Below are 19,815 nucleotides of genomic sequence, written 5' to 3'. Positions count from 1 at the left end.
TAGACTGCTGTATTTAAGGTAACAAGATGACCGCAGATGATTATGTAGAACAGGCCAGTGAAATATTCGTTTTATCAGATTCTTTTATTAGAATTCGGCAATTAATTGATGATGAAGCATCTACCATTGATGATATTTCAGAGGTCATCCTAATTGATCCCGCCCTTGCAGGTACGGTATTAAAGTTGGCGAACAGTCCATTTTTTAATTATCCAGGGAAAATAGATACCATTTCTAAGGCTGTTTTAGTGTTAGGTATCACAGAAGTGTATAATCTTGTTATTGCCTACTTCACGACGGAAGCATTTAAAAATATCGACGCTAATCAAGATTACCTTGATGAGTTTTGGATGAAAAGTGTTGATTGTGCGTTGTTGATGAAGTTTCTAGGCACTAGTTTAGGTATGGTACATGCAGAACGTCTATTTATTTTAGGCTTGTTACATAACCTAGGTGAACTCGTTGTTCACCAAATTACAGTTGAAAAGCAGCGAGCTTGTGATAGTCATGATCTCAATCTATTACCTTGGGTGAAGCAGCAAGACGTTTTAGGTTTTACTTTTGGTCAATGTTCTGCCGAATTATTAAAACAATGGCATTTGCCTTACAGCATTTTTGCTCCTATCCGAGATCAAGATGTCGAAGACTTAAGTCAGTACAACGCTGAAACGCAATTGTTATATGTTGCTAAACGCATAATGAGCAGGAATCTGGTGTTTAAAGGCCAAGATCTGGATTACAGTGATTTATTAACTAAAGAAGATTTAGCGTTGCTTTGTCTTGATAAGTCTATGCTAGATAATGCTGTGGATTATTGTGATTTAGAACGTTTAGGTTTACTGTCAATTTTAAACCCTAAAGCTTCAATGCTTTATTAGCACAATGTTTTCATAGCATTCAATGGTACTTAATTATATCAAGCCCGATAAGCAAACGTTTATCGGGCTTTTTAATAGAATATAGCTACTGTTGTTGTTGTTGTTGTTGTTGTTGTTGTTGTTGTTGTTGTTGTTGTTGTTGTTGTCATCAAAATAGCGAGTTAAAGCTAGACCATTTGAAGACGGGCTATTAATTAGTGTCATTGGTATTAGTTAGGATTATATCGTCCTTGGCTTAGAATATTATGGGGATCTAAGCTGCCTTTAAGTTGATTGACCGTTTGCCAAAAATCACTGTCTTTATTAAGTAACCACTGTTGTTGATCGATACTTAGGCGATAAGGTACAAAGCCTTTTTTTAGTCCTTCTTCGACCAGTACTTTTAAGCAATTATGAGCATCCGCAACGGCCTGAGGATTACTTAAATCGAAAACGATCGGAATTGTACTATCAACACAGTCGTGCTTTAGATTAGTGAAAGTGATAAAAGGCTCAATATTAAATCTCGGACAGGTTTCTCTAATAAAGTCGACAAACTCGCGCATTTTATTTGCCTTCATTGTTATTAAAGGAGCGTACCAGAGTAACCCACAACCATCTTTGCCCGGTGATAATTTATCTTTATCGAAGCCTTCCGCACCCTTATGGCGCCAATAAGCGAGTTTTAATGCAACCTTATTTGGTTTGCCTAACATAATCTCCTTACCCTTATTAAACGAATCAAGTTTTTCCGCTACTTTGGTCAGTGTTGGTATTTTACCGATTAACCAATCGGGTAGGTTATTAATAACTTTATTTGTCAAAACAATAGCAAGACTATTCGAATACACTCGCTTACATGGCAGTTGACTAAAAATAGCATCAATCTCTTTTTTTACTGCACTGACAACACCTACGCTGCCATAGATACTGCCCACAATAGTCCAATTAGGTGTTTGTAAGTCTTTAACTAACTTTGTAATCTCTTGATTGTTCATGACTTGATGAACACCATTACCTTTTGGATTCTTAGCAAACATTGATAATAAACGGCGTTGGTCCATTAAATTAATTGAGCCAACAATGCCTTCATAGTCTTGTAATACTTGTCTGATTAATGGCACCGATTTTTCAAGTAAGGCATCATCTTGCATCTGAATGAAAAAAGAGCTGAAGTCAGCTTTTTTTTTGGCTAGACGAATAGTCATTTGACTAACAATGCCAAGATTAGACTGAGTAAATAGCCCTTCTAAATATGGGCCAAGACCCCATTTAAATGTTTTATCTACAAACTTATCATCACTGCCATCCAATTCATTGACCGCTGACTGATAAGCTCGCCCATTGGCCCAATATCCCTGAATACTTGTTACAGCACTAAAATGGTCGGTATAAGGAGTTATACCGTAACCACGCTCTAAGGCATTGGCTAATATGGAGCAATCGGGACCCGCTCCCGTTACTGGTACCATATAGCCATGATTATTCAGCTGTAAATAATCACTCAGTTGTTGCTGAGTGACTCCTGGCTCAATTGTTACTAAACCTAACTCACTGTCGAAGTGCTTGATATTGGTTAACTTACCTAAATCTACTAGAATAATTTTTTTGCTTAAGCCTGCGGGCTGACTCGTTCCATACCCCCAATTATTTCCAGTACTAATTGGATAAAGGGAAAAGGCGAGGGTGTCATCTGTGGCACATCGGTTGGCCAAATCAAGTAGGGCCTTAATCTCATGTGATTGGGTTAGCGTTATAACGCCCAACAGCGCTCTTTGCTTATTTTCACTCTGTTCTAGTCCCTCGGTGCCAAGCATAAAGCGGGAAAGTTGCAAAGGGTCAAACGATAGACTCGAATTAGTTGTTAGAACGTTTTCAATAAGGGAGGCAAGTTTATTTAACATAAGAGGCACTTAGCGGCTATCCGCTGTTAAGTTTTATTAATTTTATTTAGGTTAAACCGAGTTGATTAAGCTGCGTACAAATGTCTTTTTCAATGGTTTTATAAAGGCTTTTAAAGCCAGGTGAAAGGTTCTTCATAAACATTTCGGGGTTAATGTAATAAGGAGCGCGTAAACCGTGATAATCAACGGGCTCACCGAGTTGCTGAAAAGTAATCCCAATAAATTTCATGCTGCGGGCAAGTCTTGGTTCCATCATTACATAAACATGACGAATACCTGTGTTCATACTCATAGTTGCGGCCGCCATATATAGCCCTATAGCGATAAATGGAAAGCAACGTAATTCGGTTTCTGAATAGCTAATCTCACTGATAACACCTGTACTTGAACCTTTGTAGTTATCGGCTTTACGGCGGCGAAAATCAGACTTAACGGCTAAACGTGATATTTCTGCTATTTCAGCACGATTAAATCGTTTAGGACTAAGATCTTGGTTAGTGATTGAATCTATGCAATATTTTTCAATAGGAAGTAATTCATCTGGGCCACTTGAAGTGACTAGTCGTACACAACTAGTGAATGTTTCTGACGGTTTATGCTTTATTAACGAAAAAATTGATTGCTTGTCGAACTCATCTGTTTCTTGACCATTCTCTCTAACCTCTTCAAAAGCTAGCTCTTCACAGTAAACATTATGACGAATTTTAAATGCTTCTTCTTTTAATGCTTGGTCAACGGCAACATGAGGCTGAAGAAATTGAGTGAAATGATCAGAAATACTATGAGCTTCTCTACTCGCCTTTGCGGAGACAATTTTTTTAGTGATATTACCAATAATAGGCGTTTCTAATAATCCTTTATTCCAGCTCATTTTTATTCCATGATGAAATTCTAAACAATCAGGGTATTAATCAGTATAGCCGTTAAGGTAATTTATCTGTAATTAATGCTCAGATAATCTTTAAATTAATACCTAATTAATACCTAATTAATACTTAAAGTAATACCTCACTTACTTGAGGTTGGCTAAGGAAATCTTTGGGGCTGGCTGAGGCGCCATAAGCACCAGATTGAAATACTACAATATAATCACCGAGACTTGCTTTGGGGAGCATTATTTTGTCAGCTAAAATATCCAGCGGTGTGCACAACGGACCTACTATGTTTACTTGCTCCAGTTCTCGTTCGTTATGATTAAGCTTATTGCCAATTACCACCGGATAATTTTTTCTGATGACTTGACCAAAATTACCCGAATTCGCTAGATGATGATGTAATCCACCATCACACACTAAATAGTTAGTGCCGCGAGAAACCTTTTTATCAACCACTTTACAGACATAAATACCCGCTTCTGCAACTAAATAGCGACCTAGTTCTAGGATTAGATCTAAACCAGTAACGAGCGTTTTATATTGATTTATCAGTGCCTGTAAATTGTCTGCTATTGCGCCGACATCTAAGGCTTGTTCATTAGCAAAGTAGGGCACACCAAAACCACCACCGATATTAAGGTAGTCTATCTTTACTGTGGTTATCTGTTTGGTTAACTCAACCAAGTGCTCTGCTAAAGCAAAGGTTTGCTGCTGCGCAGAAATTATTGCGTCGGCATTAAGGTTTTGTGAGCCCGCAAATATATGAAAACCGCGCAAGTTAATTTGCTCTAACGGCAAATCTATCAGTATTTGTGGAATTTGTTCTTCATCAATACCAAAGGGTTTTGCGCCACCAGACATCTTCATACCAGAAGATTTAAGCTCGAATTTTGGATTTACTCTTATAGCAATATTGGCTTTTAACTTTAATTGATTGGCAGCAAGTTTTACCTTCGCTATTTCACCTGAAGATTCAACATGAAGTGTTACACCGGCAATGATAGCAGCTTCAATATCCTCAGCCGTTTTCCCCGGACCAGCAAAACTAATTTTTTCAGCTGGCATTCCAGTTTGAATGGCTAATAACATTTCTTTTTTTGAAGCAACATCAAAGCCAGATACCTGTGCTGCCATCAATTGCACCAAACTAGGGTAAGGGTTGGCTTTAATTGCGTAATGTAATGATATTTCTTTTGGCAGAGTATTCGTTAGCTGCAACACCCTATTGATTATGAGTTGGCGGTCATAGGCATAAAAGGGTGTTCTTGAAACCAGTTTTTCTATGTGTTTTAACGGGTGATTCCCTACACAAAGTTCACTACATGTGGACAGATAATCTTGAAGTGATGTTGTGGGAATATTGATCGATGGTTTCATATTACTGCCTGTTATATTCAATTAAATAAGGTCGCTTGCTTTGTTATAATTCATCTTCAACGAGTTTGTGTCAACTTTACCATTTGCATTACGAGGGAGCTCAGTTAAGAAGATAATTTCTCTTGGTATCATATAGTTAGGTAACTGGCGTTGACAGTGTTTGATGATACTTACCTTTGATGACTGTTGGTCATGGTTTGAAGTGACTATGAGTGCAATGATGCTTTGCCCAAGTGCAGCAGAGGGAATGGCTATTATTGCCGTTTCATCTACTTGGGGGCATTGTAATAATACGGATTCTAATTCTGTTGGGCTGACTCGATAACCTGATGTTTTAATCATAGTATCTTTTCTAGCTATAAAATAAAGGAAACCCTCTGCATCGCGTTTAACATAGTCCCCAGAAAATACCGCTAGCCGGGTTTTTTCTTTGTTTATTGCTTGCTTAGGTGTCACTTTAAATCTTTCTGCAGTTGCCACCTCGTTTTGCCAATAACCTAAAGTCACTAATGGGCCTATATGAACCAACTCACCGACTTCATCATCATCACAACTACTACCATCGTCCCGTACAACGAGAATTTCGGCATGAGGAATAGCCTTGCCCATTGAATTTGGTCTAGTGTCTATTTCAAGGGGTGATAAAAAACTGGAACGGAAAGCCTCTGTTAAGCCATACATGAGATAAGGTTTTGCTTGTGGCATATTTTGTCTCAATGCTGCTAGGGTTTTTAAAGGTAATACCCCTCCAGAGTTAGTGAAATAGCGAACTGAATGTGTTGTGTTTTTTGGCCAGTTTACTTTGGTTAGTTGTATCCACAGCGGTGGGACTGCGGCTAAGCCGGTAATTTCATATTTACTAATGGCTTTTATTACATCATTAGCCAACAAATAATCGAGTAATACACATTTTGCACCGACTAAGAAACAACTGGTTAATTGGTTTAGGCCATAATCAAAACTTAGCGGCAATACTGCGAGAATATTATCGTGAGCGGTTTGCTGTAAATATTGGCTAACCGATTTTGCCCCTAGCACTATATTTGTATGGCTGAGCATAATACCTTTTGGTTGACCTGTGCTGCCTGAAGTATACAAAATAGCGGCAATATCATTAGGGGATATTGAACTTTTAAGGTTGTTGTTACTCTTTCTTTGAGTGATAAAAAACTGCCAGCTAAGGATCTTAATAGTTGTAGGACATGCTATTTTTTCTATTTCTTGTTCGTTCGCATCAATGACAATAATAGTGCGAAGCGCTGAAAATTCACTTAATAAAGGGGTGAGTGCAGTGAGTCTTGCGCGGTTGGTTATCAGTAGTTTTATTTGGCAATCATTGGCTATGTAGTGAACTTGTAGCGCTTTTAACACAGGATTAATTGGTACAAAGATAGCACCGAGTAAAGAGCAGGCAAACATGCTCAAAACATTTTCTTGAGTTTTTGCCAAGTAAACACCTATTCGATCACCTTGCGTAATGCTAAGAGTGACATAGGCCTGTGCTACCTTAGTTACGTTTTCATTAAGCTGAGCATAGCTAAATTGGTCATTTTTTATTTGCAATGCAACTGCTTCTGGAGAGCGTTGTGCACTATGGCTTATAAGCTCGTGAACAAAGGTGGTCATTTATCATCCTGAAAATTTAATATAGGTCTTACATAGCAGGGCTATTATGACTGTGAAAGCATTATATAGGCAAGTAGGAGATAAATTTAATGAGCGATATTATGTGTTGCCATATTGATTTTAATTGGAATAACTTCCATAGCTGTTTGGTAACCAATTTTATATAGCTGATATTTTTCTTCCTTGGTCATCTTAAAGTCAACGGCTGAATATTCGCCAATATTTATTACTATAGTATTATGCCAAAAGTGTTCGTTAATATATTCACGCGAAATAGTGGTCATGAACGTTCGAATGAGTAAGGTGACATAGTTAAAAATAGGGAATAATCCATTGACATTCAAGTTGTCATATTCGTGCTCTCCTCGTAAACGAAAGCACAGTACAGGCGTACCATTATGGTCCCAATCTCTATGTAAAGCGTCTTCAGATAAAATACTGCCGTCTACCATGATACGTTTACCAAAAGATTTAAAGCTAAAAAATAAGGGAATTGACATAGAATACCGAACCGCTTGCGAGACTTTCATATCAGGCGTTAATTCAGCATCAAAAATTACGGGCTTACCATTAGTTACATCGGTTGCAACGATATGGAGGTTTTTCTCTAGTTGAGCAAAGGTTCTTCCTTGTAAATGGTTATCTACCCAACGTTCAAAAGCGTCACCTGAACTTAAGCCTCCATGGCGAATAAGCTTGACTAGAGAAAACTCACGAAATTGATTATAGTTAGTTTTTAAAGCAATCCTTTTTATATCGTGTAACGGTAAACCAGCGGCATAAAAGCTAGCAATAATACTACCGCCTGACACGCCTACTAAGTCCTCAAACTTAATATCGAGTAACTCCAGTGCTTTTAGCACACCTAAATGAGCGGGAAGTCGAGTACCTCCTCCTGCAAATATAGGTACAATATCTTTATTCATTTAACCTCCTTAATAGCAAAGGATAAAGCGGCGAGTCTATTGGGATTAGTCGACTTAAGTCTTAATTATGAACAAAGTTATCGATATAGCGAAAAATATTGTTCATCAGCTATCACCTTAGCGTATTTTCCTTAAAGTATAATTTAAGGTAGTATTTGTTTTTAATAGCAAATATTGCTTATTTTATGAAGGAAAAGTTATGTCTGGACATATAGCCTTACTGATAATTATTGTTTCTTTATTTATGCCGTACGCTCAAGCGGACTTTGTTGACGTTGTTGCTAAAATTAAGCCTTCAGTGGTCGGTATAGGTATACATACACCGACGAGTCGACCACAAAATATTTTACGGGGCACCGGATTTGTCATTGGCGATGGCCGTTATATTGTTACAAATGATCATGTGTTGCCCACTCTATTAAACGATAACTTATTACAAAAAATGGCAGTTTTTATTGGCTCAGGTAGAAATGCTAAAGTGAGAGAAGCTGAAATTGTCGCCACATCAAGTTTGTATGATCTAGCCATTTTAAAAATATCAGGGCCTGCTTTACCTGCAATGACGTTGGCAAATAGTGACTTCTATGCGGATGGAAGCGGTATTGCTTTCACGGGATTTCCTATTGGCGGTGTTTTAGGGTTATACCCAGTAACCCATCGAGGCATTATAGCCAGTATTACACCCACGGTTATTCCAGCTGTTTCCTCGGAGCAAATTAATTTGAAAATGCTCAAACGTATGAAAAACCCTTATTTAGTGTATCAGCTTGATGCAACAGCTTATCCTGGCAATAGTGGCAGTGCTATGTACGACATGAAAACAGGTAAGGTGGTTGGCATAATCAATAAGGTTTTTGTGCAGGCAACTAAAGAGGCGGTTATCAGTAACCCTAGCGGTATCACTTATGCCATTCCTGTTAAGTTTTTACATCAAGTACTTCGAGAAAATAATATTAAATTATAATCAATCGGTCGTGTTGATCTTGTTTCGTATCAAATAATTTTTGAATAAAAATTATTCGCTAATAGCGATGACGTTACTGATGTGAGGCGTTTGATACAAAAGGGATAATGGTACTAACTCTATACCATGTAATTTTAAAGTTGGGATCAGTTTAATTAATGTTGCTACTGTTTCAGGGTGTGGATGGGCGATAGCAATAGCTGTTTGGTGCTTTTGCGCAAAATTAATAAGTTGCTTAAACTGCTTGCTAATATACTCATCAGTTAATTCATTATCTAAAAAAATATGCCTTGTTTTTACAGGCACGCCAAAGTCAATTGCAGCTTGCTCTGCTTTAGAATGAGGACTCGTTTTACTGTCTAAAAAAAACAAATCATTCTGTTTTAAAAATTCCATCGTCCAAGCCATTGGTTGGTATAGTTGAGTAAGGTAACTACCCATATGGTTATTAATGCCAATGGCAAATGGAATTTCAGCGAAGGATTCAGTTAAGCTTTGTTTAAACGCTTGCGCACCCATATTACTTGTTAGTGCACCAGGGCCTAATTTTTTGCTATTTTCAGACTCCATAGGAATATGAATTAAAACATCGTGATGAGCATTATTTGCTTGTATGGCAAGTTTTTTACCGTAGGTGGTATGGGGTAGAAAAGCATAAGTAATTGCCCCTGGTAAAGTGAATGCATGTTTGTCGGTGTAACGGTAGCCCATATCATCAATGACTATAGCAACTCGATTAGTTTGAGCACTACTTTGAACGGTAAATAGCATCAAGCAAAGTATTAAAAAAGAATGCATTGAGATGATTCTTAAAGGAGTGTTTAGCACAGAGTATTATTTCTCTTTTTAATTATTACAATAAAGCGTAGCAGTTATTTACTTAAAAAATATAAAGTTTTAATGCAATGAAGTAAAGAGGTTACTTACTGTTAATCTGAGTTTTTATAAATGTTGCTTAATATATGCTCAATAATTACCGACACCAGAGCTTAGGGTTGAGTGCTTTTCCCTGGTGGCGAATTTCAAAGTAGAGTCCTGATTGCTCTAAGCCGCCACTTTGTCCAATTAAAGCAATGGGTTCCCCTGTTTCCACGCGATCACCGACAGATTTTAATAAGGTTTGATTGTGGGCATAAAGACTCATATAGCCATTTCCATGATCAATCACTGTTAATAAACCGTAACCTTTAAGCCAATCTGAAAATAGCACTGTGCCATTATGAATGGTTTGTACTTGTCGACTAATTGGCGCAGTAATTAAGACTCCTTTCCATGTTAAATAGCCTTGCTTTTTCGTGCCAAAGCGATGCAATATTCGGCCTTTTACGGGCCAAGATAATTTATGTTTCAACTTACTTAAGCCGGTTAAATCTATTTCAGCTTGGATAATCGCGCTTAATTTGTTTAAGGCTTCATTTAAGTTATTTTCTTCTGCTTTGAGTTTATTCAATTGTTGCTGGCTGGTGAGTAGCTCGAGGCTTAGTTTTTTCAGGGTTTTTCTTCTTTGTGCTTTACTGGCACGAAATTGGGTATCTTGCTGCAGTTGTTCATCTTTGAGTTGCTGTAAGTATTCAATTTGTGTTTGATGTTCAGTGCTTACTTGCAGGAGTTGTGCGATGGTTACCTGAAAATCATCAATCTCTTTTGTTCTTGCTTGGTTTAAGTATTGATAGTAGCTGATTGTACGTTGAATTTTTTCACTTTGCTCTTGGTTCAGTAATAATTTTAGATAGTCATGTTGCCCAGTGGTGTAAGCCGCTCTTAGCTGTTGTGCTAGTAGATGTTCTTGTCTTTGTTTTGCGATGGTAAGCTGTTGTTTTTCTATTGCTAACGCCGAAATTTTATCCTGGGTGGTACTTAATTCAACTTCTATCGCATTAATCGCCTTGGCTACTTTTGAAATGGCTAAGTCATCAGTCTTTAATTGTTGCTCTAAGCTGCTGCGTTGCTTGTTAGCATCAAAAATATTAGATTCTTGTTTGGCAATGGCTTTTTGAACATCACTAAGCTTGTCACGGCTCTGCTGTTGCGCATTTTCATTACGGCTGCTTTGCTCTGCTTGCAAAGGGAAAGCAAACAGCAAACTTAGTATTACTAAGCTTCTTGTGGCTATATAAGATAGGGGCTTACTTGCTAAATACGTTTGGATAAACAATCTCATAGTAAATAATGGCAATGAATCAAAAGCCAATATATCACTTAAACCCATGACATCTCAAGAAGTGCATTTCTTAAGATGTCATAGGCATGCTTTATTAATTTAATATCACTTGGTTAATTGCATTAGTACTGAGCCAGTCATTTCTTCGGGTTGTTCCATGTCCATTAAATGTAATAGACTTGGTGAAATATCACTTAATGTGCCAGATGCTGCTGGCGTGGCGTTTCTGCCAACATAGATAAGGGGGACTGGTTCACAGGTATGAGCTGTATGTGCTTGCCCTGACACTGGATCTTGCATTTGCTCAGCATTGCCGTGATCGGCAGTGATGAAACATTCGCCATCGTTTTCTTTTAATGCCTTTACTACACGACCAACACAAGTGTCTACTGCTTCACAGGCTTTTATTGCTGCCTCAAGGCTACCAGTATGGCCAACCATATCGCCATTAGGGTAATTACAAACGATAAAATCATATTTGCCACTCTCAATGGCACCAACGAGTTTGTCAGTCAGTAACGTTGAATTCATTTCAGGCTGTAAGTCGTAGGTTGCCACATCAGGTGAAGGGACTAAAATACGGTCTTCGCCAGGAAAAGTGTCTTCTTTGCCGCCACTGAAGAAAAAGGTAACATGTGCATACTTTTCTGTTTCAGAAATACGTAATTGAGTTTTATCATGTTTTGCTAACCATTCACCCATAACGTTATTGAGTGATGCTGGCGCAAATGCTGATGGCGCATCAATATCGGCAGAATATTGTGTCAGCATAACAAAATCACTGATTGCTGGGATATTTTTTCTCTCAAAACCATCAAAGTTTTCTTCAGTAAAACAACGACTAAATTGACGTGCACGATCAGCTCTAAAGTTCATAAATATTAACGCATCACCATCATTTATCTTAATGGCGTCACCTGACGGTTTTTTGATAGCACTAGCACCAACAAACTCATCATTTTCATTACGTTCATAGGCTGCAGCAAGAGCATCTAAGGCGCTATTATACTGATGTAAGCCTTCGCCATTAACCATCAAGTTGTAAGCGGCTTCGACACGATCCCAGCGCTGATCTCTATCCATAGCATAGTAACGTCCAATAACTGACGCTATTTGACCTTCGCCAGCGTCAGTATCAGTGAACAACTGTGAAAATTTTTGCTGAGCTTTTTCTAAAGACGATTTTGCACTACGTGGCGGGGTATCTCTGCCGTCTAAAAATGCATGCAAGTAAACTTTTTTGGCACCGCGGTTTTTGGCAAGTTCCATCATGGCGAAGATATGTTCTTCATGGCTATGGACGCCACCAGGAGAAAGTAAGCCGAAAATATGCACCGCATTATCGCTTGATGCAGCGTTATCGACTGCTTTGCACAGCGTTGGGTTTTCAATAAAGTCACCATCACTTATCGCTTTAGTGATACGAGTGAAATCTTGATAAACAACGCGGCCAGCACCTAAATTGACATGGCCAACTTCAGAGTTACCCATTTGCCCTTCAGGTAGACCGACGGCCATACCTGAAGTATCGATAAGCATATTAGGGTAATGCGCTTTTAAATCATCTAATACTGGTGTCTTTGCTTGATGAATTGCGTTTGAACTCGCTTCTTCTCTATAGCCCCAACCATCTAGAATCATCAGTACCGTTGATTTTTTATTCGCCATTATTTTCCTCGTTAAATTCAGTATTATATGCAGATTATAGGAAAGTACTATACACCCTCAGATAGTGTTATTCACTAAGGATTTAACATAGAAATGTTCCATGTAGGGTTACTAAATATCAGCTCCCGATATATAGCAGTTACCATTTGATGAGTATGTTTAAGAGTTTGTGAGCAATTTTTAATTTTAGCTGCAGTAATAAAATCGGGGGTTATTGCCTATTTCATTGCATACGCTCGCAATTCTAGGTGATTTGCGTATAATGTGCCGATTCGAATTTTGATAAAAATGGTCTTTTATTTATGGAACAATTAATTACTTTTGCAAGCAGTAATGGCATGTTGAGCGCGGTTTGGGTTGCCCTAGTGGTAATGATTATCGTAACGACAATTAAAATGAAAATGTCACCGATTAAACAAATTAGTACTCAAGATTTAACTTTTTTGATGAATAGAGAAGAGGGCGTTGCACTTGATATCCGCAAGGAGAAAGAGTTTAAAGCGGGACATATTATTGATGCAATCAGCCTCCCAAGTGAAAAAATCAGTAAGAATGGTCTTACTAGCCTTGAAAAACATAAAGACAAACCCATCATTGTAGTATGTGCTGCTGGTATGAGCGCCGTACAAATCGCTAATGATTTGTTTAAAGGTGGTTTTACTCGTGTAAGCGTACTTAAAGGTGGCATGAATAGCTGGACTAGCGCAGGCTTACCTGTCGTTAAATAGTACGTATACTGCACGTTTTGCTATCCGTCAAAAAAGTAAATAAAGAGTAAATGAAATGGCAAAAGTTGAAATATATACTAAAGCATACTGCCCTTATTGTACTCATGCCCTTGCCTTACTAAAGAGTAAGTCGGCTGATTATAATGAAATTAAGATTGATGGTGATATGGCTATGCGTAGCGCCATGATCGAGCGTAGTAATGGTGGCTATACCGTACCTCAAATATTTATTAATGATGTGCTTGTTGGCGGTTGTGATCAATTAGTCGCCTTAGAAAGAAGCAATCAGTTAGACGCGCTTCTTGACGCTAAATAATACTAAATCCAATTAAAAAACTATAATAAAGGAGCCACTCATGGCTGAAGAAAATGAAGTAGAAAACAACGAAGCAGCACCACAATCTCCAGAATTCGCAATTCAACGTATTTATACTAAAGATGTTTCTTTTGAAACCCCTAACTCTCCTGCTGTATTTCAATTAGAATGGAAGCCAGAAATCAAATTAGATCTTGATACGCGTTCAACTAAGTTAACTGATAATACTTATGAAGTTATTTTATCGGTAACAGTTACAGCCACGGTAGAAGATAAGACTGCCTTTTTAGCTGAAGTACAACAAGCGGGTATCTTTACTATTGGTAACTTACCTGATGCTCAATTGGCTCATACAATTGGTGCTTTTTGCCCTACAACATTGTTCCCGTATGCTCGTGAAACTGTAGCAAGCTTAGTAAATCGTGGCTCTTTCCCACAATTTAACTTAACGCCTGTTAATTTTGAAGGTTTATATGCTTCCTATGTACAGCAACGTGCAACACAAGAAAACATTGCACAAAGTAGCGAAACACACTAATCATAGCAATATTTTCGAAAATAGTATTAGCTTATAAGTAGGGGCGCATATGTCTTCAGCTGCAAAAATTACTGTGCTTGGTGCTGGATCTTATGGCACAGCCTTGGCAATTTGTTTAGCCAGAAATGGTCATAAAACGCTGTTATGGGGACGTGATTCTGATCATGTCGCTGCAATGACGCAGGATAGAGAAAATAATAAATATCTTGCAGACTGCCCTTTTCCTGAAAACTTGGTATTAGAAGCTGATTTAACAACGGCAGTGCAAGCAAGCAATAATATATTAGTTGTTGTGCCCAGCCATGCTTTTACCGATATGCTTAAGCAAATTAAGCCAATGTTAACTGATAAGACTAAAATTGCTTGGGCCACTAAAGGATTAGATCCTCAGACGGGTGATTTATTGCAAAATGTTGCTAGGACAGTCCTTGGAAATAGTGTTTCTTTAGCTGTTTTATCAGGACCTACTTTTGCTAAAGAAATGGCTTCAGGTTTACCTACGGCTATTTCGTTGTCTTCTGAGGATGATGATTTTGTCGCTGAATTATCTGACTTATTGCATTGTGAAAAGCGCTTTCGAGTTTATTCTAATAAAGACTTTATTGGCGTACAACTTGGTGGAGCGGTTAAAAATGTTATCGCGATTGCCGCAGGCATAGCTGATGGTATAGGCTTTGGCGCTAATGCACGCACTGCATTAATTACCCGTGGATTAGCTGAAATGACCCGTTTAGGTTTAGCACTAAATGCTGAGCCAGCTACTTTTATGGGCATGGCTGGTTTAGGTGATCTGGTACTTACTTGCACTGATAATCAATCGCGTAATCGCCGATTTGGTTTAGCGTTAGGTCAGGGTAGTGAAGCAGAACAAGCTATTGCTGATATTGGTCAAGTTGTTGAAGGTTACAGAAATACGAAAGAAGTGTATATGCTTGCCCAGCGACATGGCGTTGAGATGCCAATTGTTGAGCAAGTATATCAAGTACTTTATCGTGGAAAAGATGCCAAATTAGCCGCTGCAGATTTACTTTCTCGTGACAAGAAATTTGAATAGTTTCGTTACACTGTAAATAAATACGCTAAAAAACTGTAAATCGAGAATCTTGATTTACAGTTTTTTATTACCGTACTTATATTTACGGGACTAAATTATTCTTATTATACAGCGTTAGGAAAACCTAGCTGACGCCATGCATCGTAAACTATAACAGCTGCCGCGTTTGATAAGTTCATGCTACGGCTTTCCTTCAGCATCGGAATTCTAATCTTATCTTTATCAGGGATTTGTACACGAACTTCTTCAGGTAAACCGGCTGTTTCTGAGCCAAATAATAAATAATCACCAGCTTCAAAGCTGACATCACCATAGAAGTTATTGGTTTTCGTGGTAATTGCTAACACTCGCTTTGGTTGTTCTTTCTCCATGAAAGCATTGAAGTTTGCATGGCGCTTTATGGCTGCAAATTCATGGTAGTCTAAGCCGGCACGACGTAATTTTTTATCCTCTAAATCAAAACCTAATGGCTCTATTAAATGCAAACGAAAGCCTGAATTTGCGCATAACCGAATTATATTACCGGTATTGGGTGGGATTTGGGGTTGAAAAAGCACAACATCTAGCATAACAATCATCATGTGATAAAATTTTTGTTATTATATACCCGTTACCATTAAAAGTGCACTCTGAAACATGCCTATTAATTACTAACGAGTATAACTTTCAGTTCTTAACTTTTCTCCAAGGATCAGGCATGGCTACAAAAAACTCAACAGACGATTACGCATTTTGGGTGCGATTAGCGGCTATATTTTCTACCTCTACCGCTTTAATCTTAGTGGTAATAAAGCTGTATGCTTGGTTAGTCACAGACTCTAGTGCCATGCTTGCTTCCACCACGGATTCTATTTTAGATTTATTTGCATCAATCATGAGTATCGTTATTTTACGCTTTGCTTTAGCTCCGGCGGATAAAGAGCACAGTTTTGGGCACGGTAAAGCTGAAAGTTTAGCTGGATTGGTGCAAGCTTCTTTTGTACTTGGCTCCGCCATTATACTTATTTTTAATGGGGTATCTCGGTTACTTAATCCGCAAGTAATAGTTCACAGTGAGGTGGCTATTTGGGTAACAATTATTGCTATTGTCTTAACACTATTCTTAGTTGCTTTTCAGCGTTACGTCATAAAGCGTACAGGCTCAATTATCATTAGTGGTGATGCATTGCATTACCAATCTGATTTATTCCTAAATTTAGGGGTTTTAGCGGCTATTATTCTGAGTCAAGGGATATGGTTACAAGCAGATGGTGTTTTCACCATATTAGTTGCCCTATATCTAGTTTTTGGTGCAGGTCAGATTATGGTGCAAAGTGTTTCGCAATTAATGGATAGTGAATTGAGTGATGAGGAAGTAGCGAAAATTAAAACTGTTGTTTTGAGACATGAGCAAGCCATAGGTATTCATGAATTACGAACACGGCAATCCGGAGTGCAGAAATTTATACAATTTCATTTAGAATTGAGTGATGACTTATCTCTATTAGAGGCGCACAGCATAGGCGATGAAATTGAAGCTGGAATTTGTAGCGCTCTCGCTCCTTGTGAGGTGTTTATTCACCAAGATCCCACTTCAGTAGTGCAAAATGAACAGTCAAAATAAATCGTTATTTAGAATAGTGAGACAGTTATATTCATGGCTATAAATAGTCGCGGCTAATTATGTTGTTTAAACCAGGCGATGCTTTGTGATATTGCTCGATTTCTATAACCATCGACTTCAAAAAACAATTCATGATAGGCATTATCAATTGTACTTGGTCGGCCATGTGGACAGGATTGTGGTTGTAAAGCATGTAATTGCAGGCAAAAATCATTTTGTGCCTGTTGGCAAACTACGGTATCACTGCCAGCTTGAAGCAATAATATAGGTGTTTTAAGCTGATGAAGTTTAGTGAAAATATCTTTTTGGGCCAAAATACTTTGTGCTAGCCAGTGCGTAGTAACGCCACCAAGCTGGATGGTTTTGTTGTTTTTATATAAGTTGACAAAGTGTTGATAGCGCAATGTTGAGTGAGTTAGTTTATTCTCGGTAAAATTTACCGGGGAGAAGCTCTTTTGCCCGATAAAATACCAAGGGGTTTTGCTGAAAAGGTTATTGAGTCTCAGCTTAATGGCTATGAGTATTTTAGCTATGCATTTTGGTACTAAAGCAGAATAAAAGCCTAGCATTGGAGATGATATTACTGCCGCTTTAATTGCATTGGGATAATCTTGCATAAAACGGGTTGCAATAGCGCCACCCATTGAATGCGCTAAAAGGTATGGTTTTTCGGGACATTGTTGAGTAACTATATTTTCAACGAAAGATTGTAAATCATCGATATAGTCTTGGAATTTAGTAACATAACCCTTGAATAAGTCGGGTAATAGTCGCCCAGATAATCCTTGACCTCGATGGTCAATAATAAAAATATTATAGCCCTGATGATATAAATCAAATGCCAATTCTTGGTACTTCAAGTAGCTTTCACAGCGACCGGGCACTACGACTATGCTAGGAAAGGTAGTCTTTTTATTGATAAATTGTGCATAGTGAATACTTACTCCATCAACGCCACAGAAAGAGTCGAATAAACCTTGTTGCCAAAATAAAGCTATCTCATTGGTGCGTTTGTCTTTTAGGTTTTGTTCTTGATTCAACGAATGGTATTTACTCAAAATATCCCTTATACATCAAATAGACTGTAAGTATATAAGAAAACATACGACTAAAATAAGGCAGATTGATTACTAGGCATGTAGGCTAAAAGAAAATATTTTTGTCATCTTACTTTCAATCTTACGATTATTTTTTTTAGCTGGGCTAAATCGCCATTTACGAATTGCGGAGCGAATAGCAGATTTGAAATAAATAAGCTTACTTTGCTGATCGAAATTAATATCTTTTACTTTACCGTTTTTATCAATAGTGAAATCTACTTTGACCTCCATCTCAATACCTCTGCGTTTTGCAAGGTTTGGATATATTGGACTAATAGAGTTCAGTAATTTAGCTTCTAATGAACTTGGTATTTGTTTTGTCTGTGTTATTTGGCTAGCTTCTAATCGCTGACTTTTAGCATCTATCACGCTATGTGAAGTTTGGTACAGTTTGTTTTGTACTGCTAATTCCTTGATTTCTTGATTATATATCAGTTGGCGATAAGCATTATCTTTGATGGTAAGGTCTTTATCATATGTAAGTGATACTTGCTTACTTTCTTCTTGGTCAGGATTGAGTTGAGTTGTGTCTTGAACAAACATCTCAGTAGGTATTGAGGGTAATATTATTTGCACTTGTGGTTGAACCGCGACGGCTATTTGCTCGTTAACGGTTGATGGAAAATTGTCTTCAATTTTGAATGTGTCGAGCACAGTTGGTGCAAATAAGACGACTGTTTTGCTTTTACTTTGCTCCTTTGTATCTTCAGCTTTAGTTTTAGGCTCTTTAATATTGTTTGATGCCAACTGTTTACTCGGATCTAGTTCTTCTACTGTTTCTATGAAACCTCGCTGATTACTGATCGTTACTGGCTCAAAAGTAGCTGTCGTAAACCCTATATCGTTTTCTGTTGTGAGGTTACGTACGCGCTGCTCGTTATTTTTTGCTACAAGTAAACCATGAGAAGGCGTGTTTTGACGACTGAGTAGCTGCTGAGCGATAGAATCATTTTTTAGCGTCGTACCTTGTCTATTAGTATTTGTTTTTTCTAAGGCCATTGCGGTGACATTTGTACTAAAAAGGTTATGACTAAGCGCTGGGGGTTCTTGCCACGGAAATTGATCATTTAGTTGCTGGGTAAAAGGCATTGTTAGTAATTGATTAATGCTCAGTAATATCAGAGTCAAAAATAAAGTCATTGCGGCGAGCAATTTACTGGTGTTATTTGTTGGCGCACAATGATGATCAACAAGTCGAAGTACTCTTGCTTTTAAATCTCCCCCGGAGGCTGCCATTGCCATAGTTGGAATAGTATGGAAGTGATTTTTCGAACACAGAGAAGCGGTGTCAGTTAATGTATGTGCATATGCTATAGCATCGCCACAATGTTGTACGGCAATGTCATCACTACAATATTCACGCTCGTTGCGCATTTGCTTACCGATCCAATGCACACTTGGATGGAAGAAAAAGAGCAATTCAATGAGTGTTTGTAAAAAGTTCACTAAATAATCGTGACGACGAATATGAGCAAGTTCGTGCAGGATCAGCATTTCAAGTTGAGAGGAATTTAAACCCGTCACCATAGTAGCGGGTAGCAAGACTACAGGCTTTAACCAACCTATAGCCATAGGGACTTCCGCTTTCAAGGAAATAAGTAATTTTGGCGTTTTAGTTAACTTTATTTGTTTGGCTAATTCATCAAAGCGTGATGATAGTGCTAAAGATGGCGAAACGCTCGAATGTCTTGGTAAATTATTTACATTACGAATCTCAATAAGTAGTTTACTGGCAAGAATGGTAATAGTTGCCAGCCAGAATAATGAGAGATATGGCAAGGCGTAGGCTAATATCGAGGGCAGTAATTCTTGATATGTAAATAAAGCGTTTTGCTGGGTTAACTCATTAACTAAACTAGTAAGCGGGATAGGGCTGAGGTTACTATTAATGCCTGAACCTGTGTCAGGGTAAACCATAGCATAGGTCAGTACCGCAAGTATGGCATTTGCTAACATGGCAAGTGTTGCTAGGGTATATCGTAATTTAGATTTGTTTTTGTCAACTATAAATAGCAGAGACTTTAAGATAAGTGCCACCAGTAAACCTTGCCATAAAAAATGCACTAGGGTTAGCGATAAGCTATATAGAAAAGGGCTGTTAAATAATTGATCAAACAT

General features: G+C 38.0%; 18 protein-coding genes. 7 read left to right on the top strand and 11 right to left on the bottom strand.

Translation table 11 applies throughout. The features are described from left to right. The first annotated feature begins 26 nt into the window (after positions 1-26). The gene (locus CXF71_RS20160) at positions 27-878 is read left to right on the top strand and encodes an HDOD domain-containing protein (RefSeq protein WP_101234709.1); all 852 of its coding nucleotides are present in this window, start codon (positions 27-29) and stop codon (positions 876-878) included. 209 nt (positions 879-1,087) lie between these two features. Here CXF71_RS20160 and CXF71_RS20155 read toward each other — a convergent pair whose 3' ends face one another. The 5 genes from CXF71_RS20155 to CXF71_RS20135 all read right to left on the bottom strand — a co-directional run bounded on the left by CXF71_RS20155 (position 1,088) and on the right by CXF71_RS20135 (position 7,565). After that, on the bottom strand, positions 1,088-2,761 hold the full coding sequence (locus tag CXF71_RS20155; protein ID WP_101234708.1) for an FAD-binding protein: 1,674 nt from the start codon (positions 2,759-2,761) through the stop codon (positions 1,088-1,090). Between the two features lie 46 nt (positions 2,762-2,807). Beyond that, positions 2,808-3,632, bottom strand: coding sequence for a PEP-CTERM/exosortase system-associated acyltransferase (locus CXF71_RS20150; RefSeq protein ID WP_101234707.1), 825 nt, complete (start codon positions 3,630-3,632; stop codon positions 2,808-2,810). A 124-nt stretch (positions 3,633-3,756) separates the two neighbouring features. Then, positions 3,757-5,013 (bottom strand): pyridoxal-dependent decarboxylase, exosortase A system-associated, encoded by a 1,257-nt coding sequence (locus CXF71_RS20145; protein WP_101234706.1) that lies wholly within the window; start codon positions 5,011-5,013, stop codon positions 3,757-3,759. A gap of 21 nt (positions 5,014-5,034) precedes the next feature. Further along, the gene (locus tag CXF71_RS20140) at positions 5,035-6,639 is read right to left on the bottom strand and encodes an acyl-CoA ligase (AMP-forming), exosortase A system-associated (protein ID WP_101234705.1); all 1,605 of its coding nucleotides are present in this window, start codon (positions 6,637-6,639) and stop codon (positions 5,035-5,037) included. Between the two features lie 86 nt (positions 6,640-6,725). Beyond that, entirely contained in the window at positions 6,726-7,565 is an 840-nt protein-coding gene (locus tag CXF71_RS20135) for a patatin-like phospholipase family protein (protein ID WP_101234704.1), read from the bottom strand. Between the two features lie 199 nt (positions 7,566-7,764). On the opposite strand from CXF71_RS20135, the gene CXF71_RS20130 reads away from it, so the two are divergent. Next, positions 7,765-8,529 (top strand): S1 family peptidase, encoded by a 765-nt coding sequence (locus CXF71_RS20130; protein ID WP_101234703.1) that lies wholly within the window; start codon positions 7,765-7,767, stop codon positions 8,527-8,529. A gap of 51 nt (positions 8,530-8,580) precedes the next feature. Here the strand turns inward: CXF71_RS20130 and CXF71_RS20125 are convergent, their stop codons facing one another. From CXF71_RS20125 to gpmI, 3 genes are all read right to left on the bottom strand, one after another. Further along, complete coding sequence (locus CXF71_RS20125) at positions 8,581-9,327, bottom strand: divergent polysaccharide deacetylase family protein (protein WP_232771556.1); 747 nt, start codon at positions 9,325-9,327, stop codon at positions 8,581-8,583. 175 nt (positions 9,328-9,502) lie between these two features. Continuing rightward, positions 9,503-10,738 carry a murein hydrolase activator EnvC family protein gene (locus CXF71_RS20120; protein WP_101234701.1) on the bottom strand — a complete coding sequence of 412 codons (1,236 nt, stop codon included), beginning with the start codon at positions 10,736-10,738 and terminating at the stop codon, positions 9,503-9,505. 57 nt (positions 10,739-10,795) lie between these two features. Then, positions 10,796-12,361 carry a 2,3-bisphosphoglycerate-independent phosphoglycerate mutase gene (gpmI, locus tag CXF71_RS20115; protein ID WP_101234700.1) on the bottom strand — a complete coding sequence of 522 codons (1,566 nt, stop codon included), beginning with the start codon at positions 12,359-12,361 and terminating at the stop codon, positions 10,796-10,798. A gap of 299 nt (positions 12,362-12,660) precedes the next feature. On the opposite strand from gpmI, the gene CXF71_RS20110 reads away from it, so the two are divergent. Genes CXF71_RS20110 through gpsA form a run of 4 tightly spaced genes read left to right on the top strand, consistent with a single transcriptional unit; the run spans position 12,661 to position 14,994 of the window. After that, entirely contained in the window at positions 12,661-13,086 is a 426-nt protein-coding gene (locus CXF71_RS20110) for a rhodanese-like domain-containing protein (protein ID WP_101234699.1), read from the top strand. Between the two features lie 55 nt (positions 13,087-13,141). Continuing rightward, a complete protein-coding gene (gene grxC / locus CXF71_RS20105; protein WP_101234698.1) occupies positions 13,142-13,402 on the top strand; it encodes a glutaredoxin 3 in 261 nt (86 codons plus the stop codon). 40 nt (positions 13,403-13,442) lie between these two features. Continuing rightward, the gene (gene secB, locus CXF71_RS20100) at positions 13,443-13,940 is read left to right on the top strand and encodes a protein-export chaperone SecB (RefSeq protein WP_101234697.1); all 498 of its coding nucleotides are present in this window, start codon (positions 13,443-13,445) and stop codon (positions 13,938-13,940) included. A gap of 49 nt (positions 13,941-13,989) precedes the next feature. Beyond that, complete coding sequence (gene gpsA, locus CXF71_RS20095) at positions 13,990-14,994, top strand: NAD(P)H-dependent glycerol-3-phosphate dehydrogenase (protein ID WP_101234696.1); 1,005 nt, start codon at positions 13,990-13,992, stop codon at positions 14,992-14,994. 104 nt (positions 14,995-15,098) lie between these two features. On the opposite strand, the gene trmL is transcribed toward gpsA, so the two are convergent. Then, on the bottom strand, positions 15,099-15,563 hold the full coding sequence (gene trmL / locus CXF71_RS20090) for a tRNA (uridine(34)/cytosine(34)/5-carboxymethylaminomethyluridine(34)-2'-O)-methyltransferase TrmL (RefSeq protein WP_101234956.1): 465 nt from the start codon (positions 15,561-15,563) through the stop codon (positions 15,099-15,101). Positions 15,564-15,691: 128 nt separating this feature from the next. Between trmL and CXF71_RS20085 the strand changes: the two genes are divergently transcribed. Further along, complete coding sequence (locus CXF71_RS20085) at positions 15,692-16,597, top strand: cation diffusion facilitator family transporter (protein WP_101234695.1); 906 nt, start codon at positions 15,692-15,694, stop codon at positions 16,595-16,597. A gap of 53 nt (positions 16,598-16,650) precedes the next feature. Here CXF71_RS20085 and CXF71_RS20080 read toward each other — a convergent pair whose 3' ends face one another. Next, positions 16,651-17,655, bottom strand: coding sequence for an alpha/beta fold hydrolase (locus CXF71_RS20080; protein ID WP_101234694.1), 1,005 nt, complete (start codon positions 17,653-17,655; stop codon positions 16,651-16,653). 72 nt (positions 17,656-17,727) lie between these two features. Next, positions 17,728-19,815, bottom strand: coding sequence for a M56 family metallopeptidase (locus tag CXF71_RS20075; protein ID WP_101234693.1), 2,088 nt, complete (start codon positions 19,813-19,815; stop codon positions 17,728-17,730).

The sequence above is a fragment of the Colwellia sp. 12G3 genome (genome assembly GCF_002836775.1).
Classification (GTDB): domain Bacteria; phylum Pseudomonadota; class Gammaproteobacteria; order Enterobacterales; family Alteromonadaceae; genus Colwellia.
This window is presented reverse-complemented; position numbering and strand designations above follow the sequence as displayed.